This window comes from Serratia sp. D1N4 (assembly GCF_054552755.1).
In genome coordinates this window covers 3662066-3685374 of record NZ_CM137274.1, presented here as the reverse complement: position 1 = coordinate 3685374, position 23309 = coordinate 3662066, and the positions used below count along the sequence as shown (strand labels likewise).

The window sequence follows — 23309 nt, the reverse complement described above, 5'->3', positions numbered from 1 at the left end:
TTAAGGTAAATAATAGGGTTATAGATATAACCCTATTATGGTATCAATACCAGAAATCAAAGATATTGTGACAATACCAATTTAGATTTTTGGTTCGAACAGCATGACCAGATCACCCTGGTATGAACCGTTGGTAGTGCCAGTCACGTTAGTTGGCGCTTTGGCAGTGATTTTCAGGTTGTAGGTGTTGTCATAACCACCTGGTGCAACAGTAGTCTGAGTCACTTTCACTGGAGCACCCACAACTACTGGCTTGCCAGCGAAAGTGACGGCCACGGTTGATAACTGAGCGCCATCAAGACGGTTCACGGTCAATGGCTGAACCAGAGATACGTTCACGTCAGTGTCGGTGGTGTAAACACGAACCGGCAGATCGTTGGAAGCGAAAGATGTCTGGGTATAATCCTTGGCGAAAAGCTCTTCTTTATCGTACCAGGTGCTGCCATCTGGCTTGGAAACGAAGATGGCATCGTTAATATTGGCTACGATGGTGATCTTTTTATTAACGCCAGTAGCAGCCTGTGCCATACCGGTAGACAGAATAGCAGCGGCGACAACAGACAGAAGAATCTTTTTCATTATTACTTTCCTTTTTTAATTAAAACGACGTCCTTATCATTAAGAAACGTCCTTAATGTTTCCGTTCAGTACTGAACATGATACAAATAACCATTTATTAAAAGGCTATTTGGAGTTGATTCAATAGAGAAGAAATCCATCAACATTTATGACAATGCAGTAAGCTAGGTACAATATGGTTTAATTGAAATCTCAATATCGACCAGCGGGGCGTAATGTAGGATTTTTCTTTTATTAAAGGGAGATGCTTTTTTCCTATACACAATGCGAGTTTGTTATTTTTGTAATGAAAAAATAGAGTTTATTTTCATTATGCTATTGAATTTATGTTGTTTTTTTCTGTGATAACACTTTCATACCAGGCTGATTTTTTTGAAAAAAACGATATAAATCAGTTTTTAAATTCCCCTTTTTTTTTAGATAACCCAAAAAGCGTCGTCAGATAAGAATGAGCTTATTCAATTTCTCCAGTTTATAAATCTGATAACGCCGGGAGTGTGATATTTTTATTAGAATAATCTTATTTTTTGGTGCCGAAGACACTCATCATGCTGGTCGCGATCCCACCTGTTGCATCAGTTGTGCAATGCATTCACGCAAGTAGGCCAGCAATGGTGGCGTGAGCCAGGTACCTTCAGTCAAAACCGGTTCCTGTTCCATCGCCTGACGGATTTTCATCTGGGTCGCCGGGTTGTCGCCCGCATAGGAGCGGAACAGTTCCAGCCAGTGAGCGGCCAACTGCCGCGCTTGTTCTGATTCTGCGGGGACAGCCTCTCTCATCGCCTGCTGGAAGCGGGCGATCAACCCCGGCCATTCCTGCATGCGATCAAAATAGTGAGCACGTACATAGGCATACTCCTGCTCATCGAGGTATTTGCGGTAAATCTCCAATTTGGTTTCGGCAAAGGCCCGCGTCACGTAATCGGTCATGGCCGGGGTGATGCCGGTTTGCTCGCGCATCAAGGGTTCATCGGCATGCATGGCATTCAAGCGGGTGAGAAATGCGGGATTGCCAGCGGTATCGCGCTCCAACGTTCGCATCCAACGGCGTGCAATGGCCTGAGCGCGTGGGTCTTCAGCGTTGATGCCGCTTTCCATCAGCATATGCACGCTGCTGACCATTTCTTTCCATTCCTGGTTGCGGGCTTCATCGGCCTGATAGAAGGGTAACTGCGCCAGTTCGTCAGCGGTAAAATATTTATCGTACATCGTCATTGACTCCAAAGTTGTCAGCCAGTCGTTTAATTCGGGTTCATCGCCCATGGTCAGTTGCGTATGCATATGCTGCAACCGGCCACGCAACGCGGTGATCTGCACCAATTGCCGATCGAGCATAGCAATCTGCTGCTCGATAACGGCGGGTAGCGCCAGCCCCGAACGTGCCAGAAGCGCTCCGACTTCCGCCAGCGTAACGCCCATACGGCGCAAGGCCTGAATATGGTGCAAGCGGGTAATATCAGCCCGGTTATACAAACGATACCCGGCGTCGGAACGTGCAGAGGGGATCAATAAACCAATACTGTCGTAGTAATGCAGCGTTCTGACGGTAATTCCCGAACGGCGCGCCAGTTCGCCCACTTTTAATAGCATATGGTTACCTCCTGCGGCTTCAGGTAATAAGGTATAAGGCCTGACGTAGCGTAAGGGTCAAGAAGAAAGACAGGGGGAGATTGTTGCAGGCTCACGTACGAAGCCTGCACTATGCACTACCAACCTTTTACGGCACCGCCGTTGAAGATTTTTTCTGCGGCTTTGGCTACTTCATCGGATTCATAGGCTTTCACGAAGTTCTGCACGTTCTGCGCATCTTTATTGTCTTCGCGGGCTACCACGATATTGGTATACGGCGACTCTTTATCTTCGATAAAAATGCCGTCTTTGGTGGGGGTCAGGCCTATTTGATTGATATAGGTGGTGCTGATGACCGCGACGGCGACTTTTGGATCGTCCAGTACATGCGGAAGCTGTGCGCCCTCCAACTCCATAATCTGGTAATTGTGCGGGTTGGCGCTGATATCCAAAGAGGTCGGCAGCAGGCCTTTGCCCTGTTTAAGATCGATCAGCCCGACTTTTTTCAACAGCAGCAGCGCGCGGCCCAGATTGGTAGGATCGTTGGGGATAGCAATCACCGCACCATCCTGTAACTCTTTCACTGAAGTGATTTTTTTCGAGTAACCCGCCATCGGGAACACAAAGGTATTGCCAACGGCCACCAGCTTGTAGCCGTGATCTTTATTTTGCTGGGCCAGGAACGGGCGGTGCTGGAATACGTTGGCATCCAGTTCGCCTTTATCGGTGGCATCGTTGGGCAGCAGCGAACCACTGAAGCCGACCAACTCAACATCCAGGCCATATTTCTCTTTGGCCACCTGTTTGGCGATCTCCGCCACATCCTGCTCGGCACCGTTAATCACACCGACTTTGATATGGTTTTGATCGGTTTTTTGATCGCAGCCCTGTAACAGCAGCGTTGCCGACAGTGCTGCCGCCAAGGCGGTAAAGCGCCAGGTTATGGTCATAGGAATCTCCCTGAAAAAACAATGAAATCAGTAAGTTTGGTGCTGATAGCTAATCCCAGGCCGCTGATGAAGTCAAACGATTACTCAGTATAAAGAGGCATAGCTAATAACCACCGAATTCAGCGTTAACGCGGGCGCAAGACCACAATGCCCGGCGTATTCATTACGTAGGCGCTAAACGGCGAATCCACCACTTGCATATTCTCTTTACGCGAAGAGGCATTGCGCAGCACCGGGCCATCCTGCGTCATAATAAAGAAACCGGTGTGGGTAACGTCCAGCCCGGCCAGTTTGGTGTAGATGCCGATGTAGTCACCGGTTTGCAACTGACTAATCACCCGATCGTTAACAAATTCACTGGGGATATAGGTAATGCTGCGTTCCACTACCGGCAGGCCGGGAAGATAAGTCTCGCCATCGGCTTTACGGTTGAGTTGTTTCACGACGGTGACGGCATTCGGGCTAAGCTGGGCGGTAATATCGTCGGCAAGCACCTGCTCTTTTTGCGCCCAATCGTTGAAGAAATGCTTGCGATGCAGGAAATCGATCTCACCATTCACATAGCGTGTTTGAATCAGGTTCTCGATAAACTGCTCGTCGGTAGTGGCTTCTCTGAGCGCTTCAACGTAATCCAGGTAGGTGAAGCAGTCCAACCCACGAAAATCGATCACCAACTGTTCGGGGGTGCTGGCAGAGCCGATCAGCATATTGGCAACATAAGGCGTGCCGAGGAACGTCTGCGAGAGCAGATCGATCGTCTGGCCTTTATCGGCTTCAGGAACCGCCGCGTGCAGCGCCAGTATGGCGTGCAGTTTGTTAACTGTGTCGTCGTCCATTTTCATCGCTATTTTCTGCTGGTTAGCCGTTTCCGGCGTTAATTTTACCGGGTTCTCGACAGGTTTTTTAGCGCTGCATCCCACTATTAGCGGGATCAACGTGATTAAAAGCAATCGGCGCATCTTTATTTCCTATCCTGGCATTAAATGATAACGGTTATCATTATTGCCGGTGGGAAGTAAACTTAGCGTAAACATAACGGCAATCAACTTGATGCCAACCACCTGATTCAACTAATCAAGCTCCCTCAACAGCTTGGCCGGATTACCGGCATAAATGCCTTTACGGCTGATATTTTTGCTGACCACCGCACCGGCACCGATCACCACATCATCGCAGATCTCAACGGCCAGCACGGTAGCGCCGGAACCGATGGAAACCCGGTTGCCGATCCTGGTACGGCCCCAACTGGCCGGATCGGCGTTGGGCGCGCCGTTTTTGAACAAATCGTTGGCGAACATCACGCCGTGGCCGATAAAGCAGTCTTCACCAATAGTGACGTATTCGCAGATAAAGCTGTGGGATTGCACTTTACTGCGTGCCCCTACGCTGACGTTTTTCTGGATTTCGACAAATGGCCCGACGAACACATCGTCACCCAATTGGCAGCCGTACAGATTGCTGGGTTCGATCACCATCACGTTCTGCCCGGCCTGAACTTGATTAATCCCGCTTTGGCGGGTGCGGATTTTAGCTGACATAGAGTCCCTCCATTAAAGTGGTGCAACATACTGACTATACACTTATTACTTAACGTTGCAGGGAGGTAACTGTATCGCGTTATTTGGCCCTTCGCCGCCGCTGCGCACGTTTCTTCAATCAAAGACTATACTGGATACAGGGGAGGTGCCCCGTGGCCGCCATCCTCGCGCGGTATGTTATCCGTTAAAGATGTTAATGATTCGCCGCTTGCGCTCTGCGGTGAAATGAGGAGGTGTTTCATGGCCAATCATGTTTGGGGACTGCTGGCACATCCCCGCACCGAGTTCAAAAACATTCAAAGCGAGAATGAAAGCATCTCGCACCTGTACACCCACCACGTTCTGTTAATGGCGTTGATACCGGTGATCTGTACCTATATCGGTACCACGCGGCTGGGCTGGCTCTCGGGTAGCGGACACGCAATCCGCTTGGATATGCTTACCGCTTTCTACACCGCTATTGCCTTTTACCTGCTGATGCTGGCCGGTGTGGCGGTGATGGGGAAAGCGATCCACTGGATGGCCCGGCGCTATGAGACTCGCCCCAGCCTGCACCGCTGCATGGTGTTTGCCGGTTATGTGGCGACGCCGATGTTCCTTAGCGGGGTAGTGGCGCTGTATCCGGTGCTCTGGCTGTGTCTGTTGGCCGGTATTATCGGCCTCAGCTATTCGGCCTATCTGCTGTACATCGGCATTCCGAATTTCCTGGGTATCGATCGCAAAGAAGGGTTTATCTTTTCCAGCTCGACGTTGGCTATGGGCATCCTGTTACTTGAGCTTCTGCTTGGGTTAACGGTGGTGCTGTGGGGGTATGGTTCCTGGTTCTTCTGAAGTCTGTATTTTGCTCTGTTATTGCCCCTTATGCTGTTGCGGCATAAGGGGCTTTTGCATTTAACGCTCGCGAATTATCAGCTACGATCGCCCCAGAACTTCTGCTTACTGGTCTTGCCAAGGCCGGGGTTAAAGCTGTTGGTAGGGTCGGCTTCTTTATAGAACGCCTGCAAATCCGGTTTGGCATGATACAGATGGCCGACGTTATGTTCGGCCGGGTATTCCGCACCGCGCCGATCGAGGATCGCCAGCATCTGTTCTTTTAACGCGTGGCAATCGACGCCTTTTTTCACTACGTAATCCTGATGGAACACGTGGCACATAAAGTGGCCGTAATACAGTTTGTGCACCAGCTGGCTGTCGATTTCCGGCGGTAGGGTTTCGAACCATTCGTTATCGTTGCGGCGCAGAGCGATATCCAACGCCAGAATGTCTTCCACTTCTTTGCTGTGCACGGCATGGTAGCGTATGGCGGCACCCGCAGCGGCGAAGCGGTGCAGGAAGGCTTTTTTGCCTTCTTCCGGTGTGCAAACGAAGAAATCTCCGTTGGCCTGCGCGAAGTAGCTTTGCAGATACTGCTGTGCTTCTGCCACCCCAGGGCCCGACATTTTCAGCAGCAGATGGTGCTCAAAACGGATGCGATACTCTTTCATCCGCTTTGGCAGATGGCTGGGAGCCAGCTTGCTGAGCTTTTGCATTACGCAGTCAGTGAGATTGTGCGGCAGCAAAGGCAGCTTGTTGAGGCGGGCATCCACAAAGCCTTTCAGGGTGAAGAAACGGGGTAGCTGGTCAGTGCCGAGCTTGTCGATCATCATAAAGGTGTCTTTGCCGTACACTTCGGCAATATCGAAGATATCGCGGTGCATGTACTCACCGGCCACCGGCAGATTTTCGAACTTACTCAGCATATGGCGGCGCAGTTCGGTCAACACCGCCGTGTCGTTGGTGCCGATGTAGAACACCTGCTCTTTATCTTCTTTGGCAAAGGTATCCAGACGTACGGCAAACACCGCCAGCTTGCCCGCGCAGCCGGAGGCTTCGTATAAACGGCGTTTATCGGCGTTGAAGCGCGAAGGGGTGTCGGCATCCACGTCGCGCACCCGGCTAGCGTATTCGTTGTCGGAGGCGCGCAGTTCGCCGTATTCAACATCTTCTGGCCGGTAATCCCCTTTCTCTAAACGGCTGAGGATCTCTTCTGGCGTATCACCGAGCTTAATCCCCAGATGATTGACCAACCGCAACTGACCATCGGCATCCAGCTTGGCGTACAGCGCCATTTCGGTATAGGCCGGGCCGCGTTTCACCAGTGAACCGCCGGAGTTATTGCACACGCCGCCGATTACCGAAGCGCCGATGCATGAAGAGCCGATCACCGAATGCGGTTCACGGCCATAGGGTTTGAGCAACTTTTCCAGTTTGTTCAGCGTGCTGCCGGGGAAACCGATCACCTGTTTGCCCTGATCCAGCACCTGGATATGGTCGAGCCGCAGGGTGCTGACGATCACGATCTCGCGATCGTAATCATTGCCGCTGGGCGTGGAACCTTCGGTTAAACCGGTGTTGGCGGCCTGCATGATGACAATTTTATCGGCATCAACGCAGGCTTGCAGGATCTGCCACAGTTGCAGCAGGCGGGTAGGGAACACCACGGCTAATGCTTTGCCCTCGCCGGACCGGAAGCCCTTGCGGTAGCGTTCGGTGTTGCGTTCGCCGGTCAGCACTTGCATGTTGCCAACGATATTCTTGAGCCGATCGATAAATGCTTGGTTTGTGGACTGTGTCATGGCTAGCTCCCTGTTATTATCTCGTAGCGATCTGCATACCCGGCCTGGCGCTCTTCGTCACGCAGCGTCAGGATTTCTACCCCGCTAGCGGTAACCGCCACGGTGTGCTCCCATTGGGCAGACAGTTTTTTGTCGCGGGTGACCACCGTCCAGCCATCTTTCTTCAGCTTGATGCGGTGATCGCCTTGGTTAATCATCGGTTCGATGGTAAACACCATCCCTTCCTGCAAGACCGTGCCGGTTCCCGGCTGGCCGTAATGCAGCACCGCCGGGCCTTCATGCATGGCGCGGCCGATGCCGTGGCCGCAATATTCCCGCACGATGCTGTACCCGGCCTGTTCGGCGTGGCGCTGGATCGCGTGGCCGATATCCCCCAGCGTTGCCCCAGGTTTCACCGCGCGAATGCCTTGCCACATTGCCTCGTACACGTTGTTTACCAGCCGCTTGGCGACCGGAGTGATCTGGCCGATAGCGTACATTTTGCTGGAGTCGGCAATAAAGCCGCTGTTTTCCAGCGTAATATCCACGTTGACGATCATGCCGGAACGCAGAATTTTACTGGCCGAAGGCATGCCGTGACAGATCACCTCGTCGATCGAGGTATTCAGCACGTAAGGGAAATCATACTGGCCCTTGCTGGCGGGGCGTGATTTCAATTCATCGACGATAAACGCCTCGGTGCGATCGTTAATCTCCATGGTGGTGATGCCTTCGCGGATTGCCCCATCGAGCATAGCAAACACCTTGGCCAGCAGCGCACCAGAGTGGCGCATTTTGGCAATATCTTCCGGCGTTTTGATGACAATCTCTTTCACCCGATCATTTCCTTTAGTGTCAATCTGTAAGCGATTTGTCGGTGAATTATATACGCTTTGCAGGGGAGGAGTTTGCTATTCCTCGGCACAGGAATTTTCCTGACCGCAGGATTGCTGGCACCGGCCAATGCGTTTATTGTGATTAGCGGCTTTTGTGCCATGACTTTTCAGAAGGATTTCGGGCGTGACTAAACTACGTGTTGGGGTGATCTTTGGCGGTAAATCGGCGGAACATGAGGTTTCGCTCCAGTCGGCAAAAAATATTCTGGATGCAATCGACAAAGAGAAGTTTGACGTCACGCTGTTGGGGATTGATAAAACAGGGCAATGGCACATTAACGATGCCTCTAATTTCCTGCTGAATGCGGAAAACCCGGCGCTGATTGCGCTCAATCATTCCAATAAAAACGTCGCGCTGATACCGGGGCAGGAGAAACAACAGCTGATTGCCGCCGACGGTGCCGGTGCGCTGGGCCAGCTCGACGTGGTGTTCCCGATCGTCCACGGCACGCTGGGGGAAGACGGTTCGCTGCAAGGGTTGCTGCGCATGGCCAATATTCCCTTTGTCGGCGCTGGGGTGCTGGGCTCGGCGATCAGCATGGATAAAGACGTCACCAAACGCCTGCTGCGCGATGCCGGGCTGACGATCGCCCCTTTTGTGACGCTGACGCGCGCCAACCGCCACCAATACGGCTTTGCGCAATTGACAGAGGCGCTGGGGTTGCCGCTGTTTGTTAAACCGGCTAATCAGGGCTCTTCCGTTGGCGTCAGCAAAGTGCACGACTTGGCCGAATTTGAACAGGCGATCGCGCTGGCATTCAGCTTTGATCACAAAGTGTTGGTGGAGTCGGCTATTGTTGGCCGAGAGATCGAATGTGCGGTGCTGGGCAACGATCGGCCGCAGGCCAGCGTTTGCGGTGAAATCGTGTTGAGCGATGAGTTCTACTCTTACGACACCAAATACATTAACGAGCAGGGCGCGCAGGTGGTAGTGCCTGCGGCACTCGATCAGGCGACCAGCGACAAAATCCGCGATGTGGCTTTGCAGGCGTTCAAAGCCTTGGATTGCCTGGGGATGGCACGCGTCGACGTATTCCTGACGCCAGATAATCAGGTGATTATCAACGAGATCAATACGCTGCCAGGGTTCACCAATATCAGCATGTACCCGAAACTGTGGGGAGCCAGCGGGGTGAGTTATACCCAGTTGATTACGATATTGATCGAGTTGGCGTTGGAGCGCCATCAGCAGGATCGCGGCTTGAACAGTTCGGTGTTTGATCGACCTTGATATTTTTAGAAGCAGAGAGGTTAACCCTCTCTGCCTTATCTGTTGATCCAATTAGATTTTAGGCACCTTATCAAACATGCTTTTCATCTCCTCAGGAAAACCATTGGATAGGGTGGCCCGTAAGTCACTCATGGCGGTTTCGAAGTCTTTCGGCCGTTCTTCGCTTTGCATTTTCTGATGAGCATCCACATTATCCTGCACCCCACTCAGGATTTTGTTCATATCATCCATCATGGTCTGGCATGACTGGTTCACCGATTGCATGATACTGCGCGCAGCATCTGCTCCTGACATCTCCATATTTTGCATTCCTTTCACAAAAGGCTGCTGTAGATCAGACTGGGCTTGCTGACCAAGGCCTGAACTTGACTGCATAACATCTTTTATCGTTTTTGGATCAAGCATTTGATATCTCCTTTATTACGGTTACAGGTTTTTGGGGCACGAAAATTGACTCAGCGCCTGCGACCATAGCGGGTAGTCCTTCATGGTTGAGCTGAGTTCTACTTTGAAAAATCCACTGATTGCGTTCATGGCTATTGTGAGTTCGCGGCTATTGCTGCTGAGCCTCACAGGGTTACTGGCGTCATACATGCGGAAGATGGCCCAGGGGCCGTCAAAGCTGACCGTTTCGACTTTTCCGTTCTGTGTTTTGAACGTCAGGCGGATATAAACCCCGCCTTTGGGGCCTGGCCAGTCAACGCGCATCGGTTGGCTGTAGCCGTGGCTGTAGGTGAGCACCTGCCCATCCACATCCAGCACGGCTTCCAGAATGGTTGGCGACAAGGATATCGGTCTAATAATCATAGACATAGCCATGTTGCCAGAAGCGTCAAAGAACGAGTCACGAATCTGAGAGGCGTGTTCGAATGCGCCAAGGGTTTTTGATGTCACCACACCGGCACTCTCTGGCTTAACCTTCCAACTACTGCCACTGGTATCGACATAAGGTGCCAGATTCTGGTCGAAGAAGTTTTGCATGGCACCCGCCTGGCTGAACATCCTGCTGAAATCGGCGATGCCGATCTCCTCTCTGGCGGAACGGTTGAAAGGATAGCGGCCGCTGACGGTCTTATTGCATAAGTCCGAGGCGATAGAGGAAACGCCTTTACCCAGGTTTTCCTTGCTCTGCTGCAAGCTCTGGTTTTGACCGGTAGACAGCAGATCCATCATCACGCTGCGCACCGGTTCTGGCTGGCGGGCCATGTCGATCTGCAACCGGTTAAAATCACTGTTTTTGGGCAGGATTTGGCCCGCTCGCAGCGATACTGACAGCGTAATCAGTTGGTTGTAGATCTGCTCGAAGGCACCGGCGAGAGGATCGCTGTTACTGGTTGTGGCCTGTTGTAACTGGTTGCCCAGCCGCCGCAGTAGCTCGAAGCGGTCTTCCACACTTTTCTCTGGCGTCAAACGGAAGCGTGAACGTTCGCCGGACATCTGGTCAATCACGTTACGGCGCGTCTGGTTCAGCTTGTTGCGCTGGGTGTCGAACCAACCGGCCACATCTCCCTTACTGTCGGCGTTAAGCGTGGTTTCCCGCGTAGCGAAGCGCACCAGATTGGCGAGCGGGGAGGACGGATCGGAGAATTGTCGTGCTAACAGCGCCGCATCATCCAGATTATTGATTGGGCGGACGCGGATATCATTCAGGAAGGTATCCCATTGGTTGGCGTACTCCAGCAGGTAATACTTCCGCGCTTCATCGGATAGCTTCTGTGCTGCTGCCAGCAGGTTGACCTGGCTGACGGAGTCTTTGCCATCACTGAGCACCCAGCTTTGTTCCTGGATCATGGCCTCTGCGTCGTCTTGCAGTTGGGCCAGGAACACGTCGTGATAGCCGGCTCGGGTATAAAAACCTGGGATCGCCTGATCGGTCACGGTGCTTGGGCTTTTACGACGCAGCATCAGCGCGACGCTTGGGCCTGCCATATCCGCCAGCGTAATATTTTCAATGCGCGGCGGCAGCGGTTTGTCCTGAATGCCTTGTACGACCCGAATATGGATGGGGATCCTCATGGCTTTGATACGTGCCGTGCGGATCAACTCATCGTCCATTTTGGCTTTTGGCGCGCTGGCGGAGGTGTCGTCAAACAGTTCCCGCAGATGGTAACTGAACAATTTCTGCTCGCTGAGGGTATAGCCCTGCGGGGCAAAATCATTCCAACGGTTCATGAACCAGTTTTCCAGCGCTTCCGGCGAGCGGCGCTCCGGGTGGCCGAGCATCAGATAGATTTTCAGGGTGTCGTATCCGTCGTCGTTGCCAGACAGCATCTCTTTACGTAATTCGTTGGTGACGTAATTCTCTACCGCAGGCCAGAAGATCTTGTTCAGATGGCGATGATAGGTTTGCAACATTACCCGGTTGAGCAGGCGGTGTTCAAAGTAGGGGGTCAGCAGCGGAGGGGAGCTTTCCAGGAACTGCGTGCCGATATAGCCCAATTGCTCAAAGGCGGCGACCAGATCGTCATTGATTTGGCTGGTTAAAGGAATATCTCGCACGATACGTTTGGTCTCTTCAAACCGCGCCGAGGCGTAAGCAATATAGTCGTACTCCCAGAAGTAGCGGGCGCCCAGCATCAGCAACGTCATGCACAGCAGCAGGAGAACCAGCAGATAGCGGCCAATCAGCATCAGGCGATTACGCAACGGCAGCGGCCCTGAAGAATGCAGGATCCCACGTTCGGTAATGGCATGGCTTAGTGCGGGGTGGTAGATCGGCCCGATTGGACGCGTTTCTAAGGTGTCTTCCCAAGAAGACAGCGTCAGGGTACTGCCAAACCAGAATTGCCGCAGGCAACCGGAATAACCCATCGGGGTGGCGGGGAATACCTGTTCGAGTAAATGAAACAGTGGCTTTTGCAGTGCGCCCAGGCTTTCTGTAAACAACAGCAGTTGCTGGCGCACTTCAGCGTCTGGCGCATCATGGAGGATTTCCAGAACGTAGCGGCTGACTTTTGCCTGCAACTCACGGTAGCGGGCTTCATCGGCCGCAAAGTCATTATGATTCTGTTCGTTGCAGGTCAGGCTGATACCGAACCCTTCGGCCAGAATGTCTTCGCTCATCAGGGAAAGGAATGCCTCACTGCCTGGCAGGTTATCGATATTGTTCAGCAGAAGATAAACGGCGATATCCGTATGGAAACTGGCCGCCACTTCTTGAATGCGCACACGTAGCGTATCCGCCAACGACTTGCGCTCGGTCAGGGAAGCATGCAGCAGCATTTCGGCATCCAGGCACAGAATGATCCCGTCGATTCCGGGATAACGCCGATGCTTGCGGATCATCGAGAACAGTTTTTGCTTTGCGAGACCTGCTTCTTCACTCTGGCCGTGTAACAGGATCCATTCGCCAGCCGTATCGATATAAACCGCACGGTCTGTTAGCCACCAGTTACAGTCTTGAGTGGGCCCCACGTCGCTTGTTTGTGCCAGGCCATACTGTTCCGACAGCAAAAAGTGTTCGCCGCTTTCATAGATCAGCGAGGTTTTCCCGCATCCCGGTGGGCCCATGACCAAGAACCAGGGTTTCTCATCAATATAGTGGCGCTTCCTGCGTTCGCGCCAGCGTTGCCAGCGTGTTTTCTGGCCTGCCAGGCTGACATGTTGCAGTGTGCGCAGAGCATCATAAAAACGCGTGGAAACGCGATCCAACTGCACCGTTTTTTTCTTGCGCTGTGGCAGCGGCGCTCGGACATGGCGGAAAACCCAGCCCAGACAAACCGCGACGAAAGGCCACAATGCCCAACACAGGATAAGTATGATAATGATTTTACGAACCCAAACTCCGCCCAACGGGAAATAAGGGCCAATAGCAATCAGTGGGCCCACCCACCAAACGACATAGCAGAGCACCAGGGCGATCATCAAAATCAGAAGTCGGCGTATCATAACGATCCCTATTGTTGTCTATTGGTATCCAAGAGTACGGGGGTACTGCCATCGATGAATTCCTTCATCGCCTGTTCGGCATCGCGTTGGCCGATTTTCCACAGGATGTCGACACGCCGGTTGCGGCGGCGACCCTCTTCCGTGGCGTTGTCGGCAAGCGGCTCACTTTCACCACGCCCGATAGCGCTGATCTCACGTTGATGTGTCTGATTGATATTGGTGGACTCCCGCAGCTTGTCAGCCACCACGATGGCCCTGGCTTCAGAAAGTTTGATATTTGAGTTACCTGAGTTATTGCGGAAAGGCTTGTTATCCGTATGACCGATAACCTCCAAATCGCCAGGCCATGGCGCCAAGGCTTCACCCAGACGTTCGATATTGCGTTTGTTCAGGAATTCTTCTGAAAGCTGTGCCTGGCCAGTGCGGAATGCGCCGTCCGACGTAAAGATCAGCAGCCAGCCGCGGGGATCTTTACGTACTTCCAGCCAGCCTTCGCTCAGGATTTTTGACAGAGGATTGGGGAGTGTTTCCATAATATTGATCTTGCGGGGTTCCGGTGGCACCCACGCCAGGATATCGCTGCGGATCTTGCTCGATTGCTCGTGCAGATACCAGGCGCTGATACCGTAAGCGCACAGGCACACCATCAGCCCATAGCAGAGAATTTTTAACGCTTTGACGTAGGTTCGCCGTGGCGAGCCTACGTCGGCCTGCGCGATAGCCAGTGACTCGGTGGCATTCTGTGCATAGAGCAGGGTATGCAGACGGTTACGCAGATCCATCAACAGCATCGCACCGTGTTCAATCATCAGGAATTTGCCCTCAAATCCCATTGATAGGATCAGATCGTAAAACTCCAGTACTTGCCGGTTCTGTTTCGGTGATGCCAGATACCCTTGCAGATGTTCAAAGCAGTCCTCTCCGCCCCAGGCATCACGATGGAATTCCACCAGCAAACTTTGGTTGAACGATTCAGAGCTTTGCAGGCCCGAGAAAATACCGTCGATGTAGGTACAACACAGATAAGAGAGGTGGTGAATATCGTCCACCGGGCAGTTTTTTTTCTGCAAATGCTGCTGAAAATACTGAATTTCCCTGACGATAGGTGGCCTGATTTCGGCCACTCTGGTTTCGGAATGTGAACGGAAGCGTTCCACCAGCAAGAGCAGCGGCATCGCAGCGGCGATATAGGGGTTATCCCAGGTCCCGGATACCACGCCAGGGCGATCGGGGATCACCCGGTAGTTTTTGGCCTGCGACGGCGGCATTCTGGCGATGTTGCCGGTGGTGGCAACATCGTTATCGGCTGAATAACCGGCCATCGTCGGTTCCACGGCTTCGCTATCTTCTTCCCCTACGTCAGGCTGTGAACGTGAAGACTGGCTACTTTTCGGGATAATGCCGCTCAGCGATGACACGCTGCTTTTGGCTTGCCAGATCGGGTTGGTTAACGATTGTTCCGCATGCCGTGCGCCATTGCGCGCGGCTGAAATCGCCTCACGGATCTGGCGTTCAAAATCATTCATCCGATCCTCCCTTGCCTTAATCCCCAGGCTTCAAAACGTAATTCAGGGAAGTCACCAACGATACTGAGTGCGATGGCGGTGCCCGACATCATCTCCTGATAGATCGGGTCGGAATGGTCGACCTCAAAATAGACACTGTTGGGGTAATAAGGGATATGCCTTGGCGGCGAAGCCATTGGCATCATCCTGGCGCCGGGGAGTTGCAGGTCGATCAACTGGACGATTTTCTCGACGGGGCCCAGTTTGGTTTGTGCCGGGAAGTAGGTACGTATGGTGTCCGCGGGCAGTTTTGCGCTGACGGTAAAGACCAGTTTCTCCAGACGCAGTTGGGTATCGTTCTGGCACAGATAGATGTTATCGCCGCGTTCAACAAAGGGCAGAGCGACCGCCGGGGCTTCGATCACCAGCGACAGCGCGCGGCGCAGGGCGGCAAAGAGAGAGAAGTAGCCATTATGAGGTTCGTGATGAGCATAGAGCAAATCTGGCCGCGCCCAGGGTTTCTCCCCCCCCGGAATGGTACTCAACCGGCCAAGCAGCCCCAACAGTAGCTGGAATAGCCATTCTGGATGAATCTGGCGCTGCGTCAGAATATGCGAGAGTTTTAGATTGTATTCACTGAGGGTTTGCAGCAATAACAACTCCAGCAGTTCGGACAAACCGCCCATGGAGAGCGGGACATCCGGGCGGTAGACCGCTTCCAATCGTTGTACTATCAGGCCAAGGAGTTCGGTGGTGGCATTTTCCAGCCAGCCTGTCGCCCGGAAATCCAGCATCGGTGGCAGAAACTTGTCGTCCAGAATCAAGCGGCCATCCCGGGTACGTTCCTTGATAAAGGCGACCGGCAGCATGGACTCCGCATCACTGACCGCGCCGCGCAGATTCAGCCGGGTCTGGAGCTGCCCGAGCTGTAGGGTAGCGACCAGCGGTGTCCCCTCTGCGGCAATGCCATGGTTACGATCCTGGACTTCCGCATCCAATGCGGTAAATCGGCTGCCCTGTTTGCCCCCGGTCAGATCGATGTAGGTGTTGCCAGGGATATCCATCAGAACGGAAAGACAGATCACGTTGCCTTGGCAGTTCTCTCCGGGCTCAAAGGGCAGCGGCAGCGGCTCGCTGTCCCCCATATGGAAGGGGGTGCCGTCAGGGAACACACCACTGGCCTGGTTCAAGGCGAATTTGCCCTGATCCAGCAATCCTTGATTAATACTCAGCGCCTGGAACCCCCAGGCTAGCGCACCCATACTGCGTGCGCGCATATCGATGAGATGTTCCAGGTAACGTTCCTGCTGCTGGAAGTGCTGGGGTTCCATCAGCATCCCTTCTACCCAGGCAACACGTTGTTTAGGCAACATATTATTCTTCCTTTGAAACGTCTGTGGCCAGGTTCGGAAGCAGCGTCAAGTTACTGCCATCCACGCGGACCACGGGCTTGAAATCAGTACGGGCAACGGACTTCAATTGCATGAGGTTTTTCCCTTCGTTCATGTTTTGAAATTCAGCGGCAATCACCAGCCAGCGATCCTGATCGAAAGGGACTTCTCGCAGATATTGGCGCGTCTCCAAGGGCGCCAGGATGTATTGACTCACGCTGACAACCTCACCGCCGGTATTGATAGCGGTGCAGGGGGTCCCTTGGTACAGATCTGGTGGTGACCAACCATCGAGGTTGGTTTCGATGATGCAGATTTTTACCGGCTGTGCCCGGCCGTTTGGCCCAGGGTTAATGATAGGGGCGGCATTCAGTTGCATCACGATTTGCCGCTGCTGCGGCGGGATTTCCGGTGCGGAGGAAAACCAACTGCAACCGCTGAGTAGTGCCCATCCGGCCAGGGTGAATAAATGAAGAGGTCGTAATGGGTTATGCATTGATAAAGCACTTAGTTTGGCTGGGTACCATTTGAGTCGCCACAGCGTTGCAGTTGTTGGTGGTACCTGAGTCTCCCAGACGTGTGGCATAACTCCCTCCGTAAGTGACTTTTGCCGATCCATTAAGCGGCGTGTAAGTACTATCTCTTGTCCCACTAGCGGTACCCTGAACTGCGCCATAGTCCACGGTGGACGGGCGATTCGAAGTTCCAGTCAACGGATGTCCGCCTGATTGGTAATATTTTGTTGCACTGGAGACCGCCATAGTATTAGGGGCATCGTTTGGCCCCGGTGTTATGGTCATGGGAGAAACGGCGTTATGGCTCACCCCGGCTTTATCGTTATCGCTCGCAGTCATTTGGCTTACCCCATATGGATCTGCCCGCCGTCAATTCTCAGCACGGCAGAGGCATTTAATGAACCGATTCGGCTATTGATGATTAAGCTTTGCTCCGCCTGCTGGTTGATATGGCGGGCCTGGACTTCATCGGTATTTTCCACCTGTCGATGGGCATGTTTCGCCTTAACGAACAGGCTATCGACCACCTGATGCAGGGTTTTGGCTACCCATTGGCTGGTGTGCGCCAGCAAGGAGAAGTGACTGGTATGGATTTCGACGCGCTCAGGGCTGTGGATCTCCAAGGCCGGCACCAGCAGGTGCAACGGCACGTTGCCACTGTTCAGCATCAAGGGGGTTTCCGGCTGTTGGCGTTGCAGAACGGCGGTGACAAACGCTTGACGCTGACATAAAACGGCGCTCACCAGATCGCCAGCCTGCGGTTGCACCAGGCAACTGGCTGCCGTCACCAACGCTAACGCCGTATGATGCTGAAGACAGAGCTGGCCGCGATCGTCCTGCGTGACATGGTCTGTGACGATGATGGGCATCAGATGTACTCTGCCGATCCTTTTCCGCAGGCGTGAAGGCCGGGGAACGCTGTTGATATGACGGGGTGTGACAGTGGGAATCAGTTCAGACATAGCGGCTAGCTCCTGAAGGAATAGAAGATGATTGGGTTTGCGGCCCCGGTTGGTGTAGGTCATACCAACTGTCGATCTGCACCAGTAACGGATCCGGCAAGGCGAATGGCGTATCCAGCGTTTGTAGCTGTGCGCCGTGCAACCGGGTTGAGCGTATTTTGCAGGCTTGCAACGATGAGGTGCGCAGGTTGCAGCTGCGCAGATCGGCCCGGCTTAGATTGACCTGGGTTAAATCACACCGTTCCAACTGGGCACGCAGCAGTGAAGCCTGTTGCAAATTGGCGGCATTCAGGCTGCAAGCGCTCAGTTTGGCATCGACAAAGCGGGCTCCTTGCAGTTGTGCCAGCGTAAAGTCACAGTGTTCGAGGGTGGCTTCACTGAACCGTGCCGAGTTAAGGTTGCTCTCGCTCAGTTGGCACTTCATCAACAGGGTCTTGTGGAAGCTGGCATTTTGCAGGGGTAACTTGCGCAGATCGGTTTGCGTCAGTTGGCAATCGCTCCAGACCAGGGTCTCACCGCTGATCTCCTGGTAGCGGCACTGGTTCAGCGTGCAACACCCCATCACCTGGCGGAGAATATTCACCCGTTGCCAATCGGCCTGCGACAGCGCATTACCATACCAACTGGCGTCTTGCAGGCTGCCATCGAGCACCTTCAGATCGGTGATAAGCGTATTGGCAACGGTCAGATAGGAGAGTTGAAGATCCTGCCAGTGGATCTGCTCCATCTGGCAATTGGCCAACAGCCAGCTTTCAATCTGGCAGCGGTGCAGCGCACACTGCCGCCATTGGCTTTCTACATAGCTCAGTTGATAGGCAGACAAGTCACTGGCATCAATCTGGTGCAGATGGCTGTAGCGGAATGTGCAACGCTCCAGGCTGCCAGCCTGCAGTTTAATCTGGGTAAAATGGCAGTTTTCAAAATGGCAATCGCGGATTGTGCCGCCGTTGATGACGAGATCCGAGAAGCTGCAATCAGTAAAATTGACCTTTGAAAGCAGCAAGTGATTCAGCGTGCGCCCCTTGAAATGTTTGCCAACGATCCGCCGTGGTTCTTTCGGCGGGATCGCCGTATTTGCTAACTCGTTCATCCTGTTCTCCTGTCAGAAGGCCAATTTATGCGGGCACTTTGTAGCGCCGAGGAAGCCAATGGGTTTTCTCAAGCAGGCATTGTTCAAAGCGGGTGGCCAGGTTCTGGCTGGTCATGGCCAGGCTGGCACCGATCAGGTTGCAATGCTGAAAGCAGGTATCACGCAGATCGGCGTTATACAGCAAGCTCTGTTGCAGACTGGTGGCTTGCCAGAGGCTGCGCGTCAGACAGGCATCCTTCAGGCGCAGCAGTGCCATATCACAAGAGGTAATGGTGGCCTGATCCAGGTTGGCTTTATCGCAGCATCCTTCCAGCAGCGAGCAGTGGCTGAAGGTGCTGGCCTGTAGGTTGGCTTTAGTGAATCCCACCTTTTCCATACTGCATTGCTCAAAGCGGCTTTCTGATAAGTCGACCCCAAGGCCGGTGGTGAAGCTGTAGATCTGGCAGCGGGTGAAGCTTATTCCTCGCCAGTTACTGTCGATAAACGAGCTTTTCTCCAGCGTGCTGTCGACGAATTTGGCCTCTAAGCCGCTACATTGCTCGAAAATGCACGAGGTTAATAAACACCCGTTATGTTGGGATTGGTTGAACAGGGTCTCAGAGAAAAAGCTGCCGTCCAGCGTGCATTGCTCGAACTGGCTGCGAGTGAAATCCCCGTGTTTGACAGTGCAGTGCTGCCAGCGAAAATCGGTGAAACGGCACTGGAGGAACTGGGCGGATTCCATGGTGACCTTTTCATACAGACAATGGTCGAGGTGGGTATTTCTGAAGACGGTGTGGTTGATAAAACACCCGACCAGATGCACGTTGCGCCACTGCGCCTCTTCGATCTGACAGTATATGAACTGGCAAGACTCAAAGGTGCAATCGGCCAGCGTGGTACCCAGTAAGCGGCAGTGATTAAAGGTGCAATAGCGAAAACGCCGGTTTTGCAGCGTCAACGCCGAGAAGTCGGTGCCGCTGAAGGTGAGATTTTCTGCGCTGTCCTCATTGCGCTGTAGCCACAAGGTTCCTGCCTCTCCGTCTGTTGCAGGCGGTGCCTGGACGCTTTGAGGGAGTTCTGGTTGCTGTTGCTGCTGATTTTGCTCGATGGCTTCGCGTATCTCCTGATAAAAGCGTTGACTCACTTCTGCGGGTTGCGGGGTGGCTTGGTAACGTTTTGAATAGGGATGATCGGCCAAATCGCGGATGACGTTCAGCGGCATGTCAACGGGCATCAGTTCCTGATCGTTTAGGAAGGCAAAACCCTGCGCGCCTGTTACGCTACGGCGGGCGTAAACCTGTTGATAATGTTCAGCTTCACGCAACGACTGGACGCCATCCAGCCCGACCAGCAGGGTTTGCACCGGTTCATCAAACAGGTGGGTGAGTGGCACATTGCCGGTAAACACCAACAGGCCGACGTCCTGATCCGGCAGTAACCACAGGGTTTTGCGCTGTAGCGGCAGCTCCTGTGGCAGAGATTCGTTTTGCGGCCAGATAAAAGCTCGAGCCCGCACGGCAGGGAAGCTGCCTGCCAATACCGCGCCGTTGGGACGAAAACCCTGAAGTTCATAAGGAACGCTATCGGGCCATTCGGCGGTGTTCAGCCACTGTGACGGTGGTGCCAGCTGGAAATAACGGTGATCGATACCCGGCGGCAACCCAGGAAAATAGGTTTCCAGATAACGCTTATCCTGCATGGCAGAGGAGACGTTATCCAGATAGGTTTTACGTAACTGAAAATCATGGGGGATTGGGGTCGGTGCCGCCAGCGGAGAACGGACGATCGCTGCCCCGTCAAAGCCTATCGACATCAGCGTAGGGTTGCTGCTGTCGCTGTAGCCACGGCCCAATGGGTTTTCTTTACAGCCTTTTCCGCCCCAGCTCTGCGTATGATCCATTGGCATACGGCTAAACGGTTTGGTCTGTATGCCTGCTTTATGACTTTCGCCTTCAATACGCCAGCGACGCGACAGTGACCCTACCTTAACCTGAACATCCAGCGTTCGAACCTCTTCGCCAATACCGGCGTGCCCGGCCAATAAATATTCGGCAAACGGCTTGGGTTCCGCGCAGTCCAGCATCTGGAATGAACGGGGGGCGGTCTGCAAGGCATGCCAGATCTGAGGGGAAGTCACGAAGTGGCCGGGTTTTGATAAATAAAAACCGGCGACAACGCTGATACCCATATGGCTTTCCCGCCCGATCTGGTAGCTGTTTTTCAGTATCACCAACTGTTGTGGATAAATGGTGCGCATCTTTTTCCCTTGTTCAATTCTTCATCTGCATGCCGACGGTCTTCAGATCGACACCCTTGTCCGAGTACTGCATGCCGGTATAACTGATGCCCAACCCGGTATTACTGATGCTGCAACCGGTGTTGCTGATGCTGTTGCCGGTGTTGCTGATACTGCAACCGACCGCGCTCACGGTGCTCCCGGTGGTACTGATGCTGCTACCGACCATATTGACGACGCTTCCTGTGGTATTGACGGCACAACCGGTGGTATTGATGCTGCTACCGGTCATACCGACGCTGCAGCCGGTAACACTGGTAACAGATCCCGTAGTATTCATGCTGATACCGGTCTGGCTGGTGCTGCTTCCTACGCAGCTGAAAGCGACGCCGGTAAAGGAGGCGCTTTCACCGGTCATGCTGGTACTCTCGCCGGTCTGACTGGTATTTTTACCGGTGATGCTGCTGTTCATACCGGTGATGCTGTGGTTGCTGCCGGTGATGCTGTTACTGCAACCGGTAAAGGAGTTGCTATTGCCGGTCAGTGAGGTGTTCATGCCGGTCATGCTGGTATTCATCCCTGTGAAGGAGGTACTCAGGCCCGTGAACGACGTATTCACTCCGGTAAATGAGGTATTAACGCAGGTAAAAGAGGTATTAATCAGGGTTAGACTGGTATTCAGGCCGGTTAAAGAAAAATTGACGCCAGTGGCGGAAATACCCATCCCTTTGGCAGACACATCAAAACCGGTTACCGAAAAGTTGACGTCTTTATACGAGACATGATTGCTGAACCAATCGGTTTTGGTGCGCTCTACCGTTTCGTATTGATCCTGGCCAACGGCGGTGGCGCAGTTGCGCTCGATGGTTTTCTGTAAATCGCGCTCGGCATGCAGCATGACCCGCTCGCTACCGCGTTTATCATCGAAGGTCAGTTGGCTGGCATGTTGTGGCTGGCCAAAGCGCAGCGAACGGGAAACAAACCCCGAGTAATTGATCTGTTCAGGTAAGCGGTAAGGCGGTGGGTTTTCCCCGTTGTAGACGATCCCTGTGACCATTGGCCGATCCAGATCGCCATCGACATAGTTGATCAGCACCTCCTGGCCGACGCGCGGCATGGCCAGTACGCCCCAGCCTTTACCTGCCCAGGCCTGGACCACGCGGATCCAGCAGGAACTGTCTTCTTCGGTGGTTTTATAGCGATCCCAATGGAAGTGAACGCGGATGCGCGCAAACTTGTCGGTATGAACTTCCGATTCACGCGCGCCAACCACGGTAGCGCTCTGAACGCCGGGCACCTGCGGGCGAGGGGTAACACACAGCGGGCGATAGACGATATCGTCATTAAGCGCCATAAAGCGGCAGACAACATTGCGCCCATGGCTGCCGCTGTCAGGCCCGTCCTGTAGAAAACTGTAGTCACAGGCCAGTAACTTGAAGGCGCGGTTGCGGCTATTGTCTGGGTGCTGTACCAGTGAGAACGACTTTCCTGCCATCAGGCCGGTGGCGTTACTTTCACCGGAAAGCAGCTGACCGTGACTTTGCATTGCCTCCAAACGCAGACGGGCAATATTTTCGCCGTGCTGGGTATCGGTATAGCCAGCGGCATAGTCATACCATTCCAGAGGAACCCCTTGCAGGTGCTGGCGGGATTCTTCGATATGGGTCTGCAAGGTATTACGTGGGTTGAGAAAATCGAAATCACGCAGGACGACTTCGCTGGCATGGATGCGCTGCGAGCGCTGGAGACGTTGCACGCCTTCGCGAATAGCGCGCATTTCCTCGCTGTCCGGCAGGAAGCTCAATTGGGCATAGTTGCCTTCCAGCGCGGCAAACTGCTGCCGATCGGTAATAACCAGCGTGTGTTTTTCATCACTATGCTCGAAGTAATACCAGACCCCTTCGTCTTCCAGCAGCCGGTTGATAAAATCGAAGTCGGTTTCGGCAAACTGCACGCAATACTCGCGCAGCGGGTAGCTATCTGCCAGTTCAAAGCGGTAATCGGCAAAGTTATAGCGGGTAAATATCTGTTCAATAATGCTGACGATATTCAGGTCCTGAAAGATCCGGCAGTTACGGTTCTGCATCAGGAACCACAGCCAGGTGCTTAGCTCCAGCCGATAAACAAACTGATTCTGCCGCTGACCTTCATCGTTGCCCGCCACCACATAGGTGAAGAAAATTCGGTAACCGGCAGAATCAGGCAGTTCGATTCTGACCTTGATAATCTCGCCCAGCAGGCTGACCAGATCGATGTCTGAATCGGTAGCCTGAAATTCCAGGCTGTATACCGGATTCTTCGAAAGCCGTTCCTGTGTGGTAAAGCTGAGAGGGAAAGCATCAAACCCCGACAACAACTCATTTTCTATTTCGATTAAAGGCAT

The 23309-nt window shown here is 53.3% G+C and carries 18 protein-coding genes; 2 read left to right on the top strand and 16 right to left on the bottom strand.

Annotated elements, in window-relative coordinates; translation table 11 throughout:
* Positions 1–81: 81 nt before the first annotated feature.
* The 5 genes from ACX1CU_RS16430 to ACX1CU_RS16410 all read right to left on the bottom strand — a co-directional run bounded on the left by ACX1CU_RS16430 (position 82) and on the right by ACX1CU_RS16410 (position 4573).
* On the bottom strand, positions 82–579 hold the full coding sequence (locus ACX1CU_RS16430) for a CS1 type fimbrial major subunit (protein ID WP_459399341.1): 498 nt from the start codon (positions 577–579) through the stop codon (positions 82–84).
* Positions 580–1125: 546 nt separating this feature from the next.
* Positions 1126–2169, bottom strand: coding sequence for a MerR family transcriptional regulator (locus tag ACX1CU_RS16425; protein ID WP_459399340.1), 1044 nt, complete (start codon positions 2167–2169; stop codon positions 1126–1128).
* 116 nt (positions 2170–2285) lie between these two features.
* On the bottom strand, positions 2286–3098 hold the full coding sequence (locus tag ACX1CU_RS16420; RefSeq protein WP_459399339.1) for a MetQ/NlpA family lipoprotein: 813 nt from the start codon (positions 3096–3098) through the stop codon (positions 2286–2288).
* Positions 3099–3223: 125 nt separating this feature from the next.
* Positions 3224–4057 carry a DUF1460 domain-containing protein gene (locus tag ACX1CU_RS16415; protein ID WP_459399338.1) on the bottom strand — a complete coding sequence of 278 codons (834 nt, stop codon included), beginning with the start codon at positions 4055–4057 and terminating at the stop codon, positions 3224–3226.
* Positions 4058–4168: 111 nt separating this feature from the next.
* Positions 4169–4573, bottom strand: coding sequence for an acyltransferase (locus ACX1CU_RS16410; RefSeq protein ID WP_459402838.1), 405 nt, complete (start codon positions 4571–4573; stop codon positions 4169–4171).
* A 303-nt stretch (positions 4574–4876) separates the two neighbouring features.
* Here ACX1CU_RS16410 and ACX1CU_RS16405 point away from each other — a divergent pair, with 303 nt between their 5' ends.
* Complete coding sequence (locus ACX1CU_RS16405; protein WP_459399337.1) at positions 4877–5467, top strand: Yip1 family protein; 591 nt, start codon at positions 4877–4879, stop codon at positions 5465–5467.
* Between the two features lie 77 nt (positions 5468–5544).
* Here ACX1CU_RS16405 and dld read toward each other — a convergent pair whose 3' ends face one another.
* Together dld and map are read right to left on the bottom strand one after the other, a co-directional pair.
* Positions 5545–7251, bottom strand: a complete 1707-nt coding sequence (dld, locus tag ACX1CU_RS16400; RefSeq protein WP_459399336.1) for a D-lactate dehydrogenase — start codon at positions 7249–7251, stop codon at positions 5545–5547.
* A gap of 2 nt (positions 7252–7253) precedes the next feature.
* Entirely contained in the window at positions 7254–8066 is an 813-nt protein-coding gene (map, locus tag ACX1CU_RS16395; RefSeq protein WP_459399335.1) for a type I methionyl aminopeptidase, read from the bottom strand.
* 184 nt (positions 8067–8250) lie between these two features.
* Between map and ddlA the strand changes: the two genes are divergently transcribed.
* A complete protein-coding gene (gene ddlA / locus ACX1CU_RS16390; RefSeq protein WP_459399334.1) occupies positions 8251–9357 on the top strand; it encodes a D-alanine--D-alanine ligase in 1107 nt (368 codons plus the stop codon).
* A gap of 51 nt (positions 9358–9408) precedes the next feature.
* Here ddlA and ACX1CU_RS16385 read toward each other — a convergent pair whose 3' ends face one another.
* The 9 genes from ACX1CU_RS16385 to vgrG form a co-directional block, all read right to left on the bottom strand.
* Entirely contained in the window at positions 9409–9762 is a 354-nt protein-coding gene (locus ACX1CU_RS16385; protein WP_459399333.1) for a DUF6277 family protein, read from the bottom strand.
* A gap of 21 nt (positions 9763–9783) precedes the next feature.
* Complete coding sequence (tssM, locus tag ACX1CU_RS16380) at positions 9784–13245, bottom strand: type VI secretion system membrane subunit TssM (RefSeq protein WP_459399332.1); 3462 nt, start codon at positions 13243–13245, stop codon at positions 9784–9786.
* 8 nt (positions 13246–13253) lie between these two features.
* Positions 13254–14771 carry a type IVB secretion system protein IcmH/DotU gene (gene icmH / locus ACX1CU_RS16375; RefSeq protein WP_459399331.1) on the bottom strand — a complete coding sequence of 506 codons (1518 nt, stop codon included), beginning with the start codon at positions 14769–14771 and terminating at the stop codon, positions 13254–13256.
* The gene (gene tssK / locus ACX1CU_RS16370) at positions 14768–16123 is read right to left on the bottom strand and encodes a type VI secretion system baseplate subunit TssK (RefSeq protein WP_459399330.1); all 1356 of its coding nucleotides are present in this window, start codon (positions 16121–16123) and stop codon (positions 14768–14770) included. The genes icmH and tssK overlap by 4 nt, the downstream gene beginning before the upstream one ends.
* A gap of 1 nt (position 16124) precedes the next feature.
* Complete coding sequence (locus ACX1CU_RS16365) at positions 16125–16727, bottom strand: type VI secretion lipoprotein TssJ (RefSeq protein WP_459399329.1); 603 nt, start codon at positions 16725–16727, stop codon at positions 16125–16127.
* 273 nt (positions 16728–17000) lie between these two features.
* On the bottom strand, positions 17001–17618 hold the full coding sequence (locus tag ACX1CU_RS16360) for a DUF3540 domain-containing protein (RefSeq protein WP_459399328.1): 618 nt from the start codon (positions 17616–17618) through the stop codon (positions 17001–17003).
* Positions 17611–18708 carry a pentapeptide repeat-containing protein gene (locus ACX1CU_RS16355; protein ID WP_459399327.1) on the bottom strand — a complete coding sequence of 366 codons (1098 nt, stop codon included), beginning with the start codon at positions 18706–18708 and terminating at the stop codon, positions 17611–17613. Before ACX1CU_RS16355 ends, ACX1CU_RS16360 begins: the two co-directional genes overlap by 8 nt.
* A 25-nt stretch (positions 18709–18733) precedes the next feature.
* Positions 18734–20947 carry a DUF2169 family type VI secretion system accessory protein gene (locus tag ACX1CU_RS16350; RefSeq protein WP_459399326.1) on the bottom strand — a complete coding sequence of 738 codons (2214 nt, stop codon included), beginning with the start codon at positions 20945–20947 and terminating at the stop codon, positions 18734–18736.
* A gap of 13 nt (positions 20948–20960) precedes the next feature.
* On the bottom strand, positions 20961–23309 hold the full coding sequence (gene vgrG / locus ACX1CU_RS16345; protein WP_459399325.1) for a type VI secretion system tip protein VgrG: 2349 nt from the start codon (positions 23307–23309) through the stop codon (positions 20961–20963).

What these genes read in the sequence shown, in the direction of transcription:
- ACX1CU_RS16430 (WP_459399341.1), bottom strand. Translation starts at nt 579, where the DNA reads ATGAAAAAGATTCTTCTGTCTGTTGTCGCCGCTGCTATTCTGTCTACC.
- ACX1CU_RS16425 (WP_459399340.1), bottom strand. Translation starts at nt 2,169, where the DNA reads ATGCTATTAAAAGTGGGCGAACTGGCGCGCCGTTCGGGAATTACCGTC.
- ACX1CU_RS16420 (WP_459399339.1), bottom strand. Translation starts at nt 3,098, where the DNA reads ATGACCATAACCTGGCGCTTTACCGCCTTGGCGGCAGCACTGTCGGCA.
- ACX1CU_RS16415 (WP_459399338.1), bottom strand. Translation starts at nt 4,057, where the DNA reads ATGCGCCGATTGCTTTTAATCACGTTGATCCCGCTAATAGTGGGATGC.
- ACX1CU_RS16410 (WP_459402838.1), bottom strand. Translation starts at nt 4,573, where the DNA reads ATGGTGATCGAACCCAGCAATCTGTACGGCTGCCAATTGGGTGACGAT.
- ACX1CU_RS16405 (WP_459399337.1), top strand. Translation starts at nt 4,877, where the DNA reads ATGGCCAATCATGTTTGGGGACTGCTGGCACATCCCCGCACCGAGTTC.
- dld (WP_459399336.1), bottom strand. Translation starts at nt 7,251, where the DNA reads ATGACACAGTCCACAAACCAAGCATTTATCGATCGGCTCAAGAATATC.
- ACX1CU_RS16385 (WP_459399333.1), bottom strand. Translation starts at nt 9,762, where the DNA reads ATGCTTGATCCAAAAACGATAAAAGATGTTATGCAGTCAAGTTCAGGC.
- tssM (WP_459399332.1), bottom strand. Translation starts at nt 13,245, where the DNA reads ATGATACGCCGACTTCTGATTTTGATGATCGCCCTGGTGCTCTGCTAT.
- icmH (WP_459399331.1), bottom strand. Translation starts at nt 14,771, where the DNA reads ATGAATGATTTTGAACGCCAGATCCGTGAGGCGATTTCAGCCGCGCGC.
- tssK (WP_459399330.1), bottom strand. Translation starts at nt 16,123, where the DNA reads ATGTTGCCTAAACAACGTGTTGCCTGGGTAGAAGGGATGCTGATGGAA.
- ACX1CU_RS16365 (WP_459399329.1), bottom strand. Translation starts at nt 16,727, where the DNA reads ATGCCACACGTCTGGGAGACTCAGGTACCACCAACAACTGCAACGCTG.
- ACX1CU_RS16360 (WP_459399328.1), bottom strand. Translation starts at nt 17,618, where the DNA reads ATGTCTGAACTGATTCCCACTGTCACACCCCGTCATATCAACAGCGTT.
- ACX1CU_RS16355 (WP_459399327.1), bottom strand. Translation starts at nt 18,708, where the DNA reads ATGAACGAGTTAGCAAATACGGCGATCCCGCCGAAAGAACCACGGCGG.
- ACX1CU_RS16350 (WP_459399326.1), bottom strand. Translation starts at nt 20,947, where the DNA reads ATGCGCACCATTTATCCACAACAGTTGGTGATACTGAAAAACAGCTAC.
- vgrG (WP_459399325.1), bottom strand. Translation starts at nt 23,309, where the DNA reads ATGCCTTTAATCGAAATAGAAAATGAGTTGTTGTCGGGGTTTGATGCT.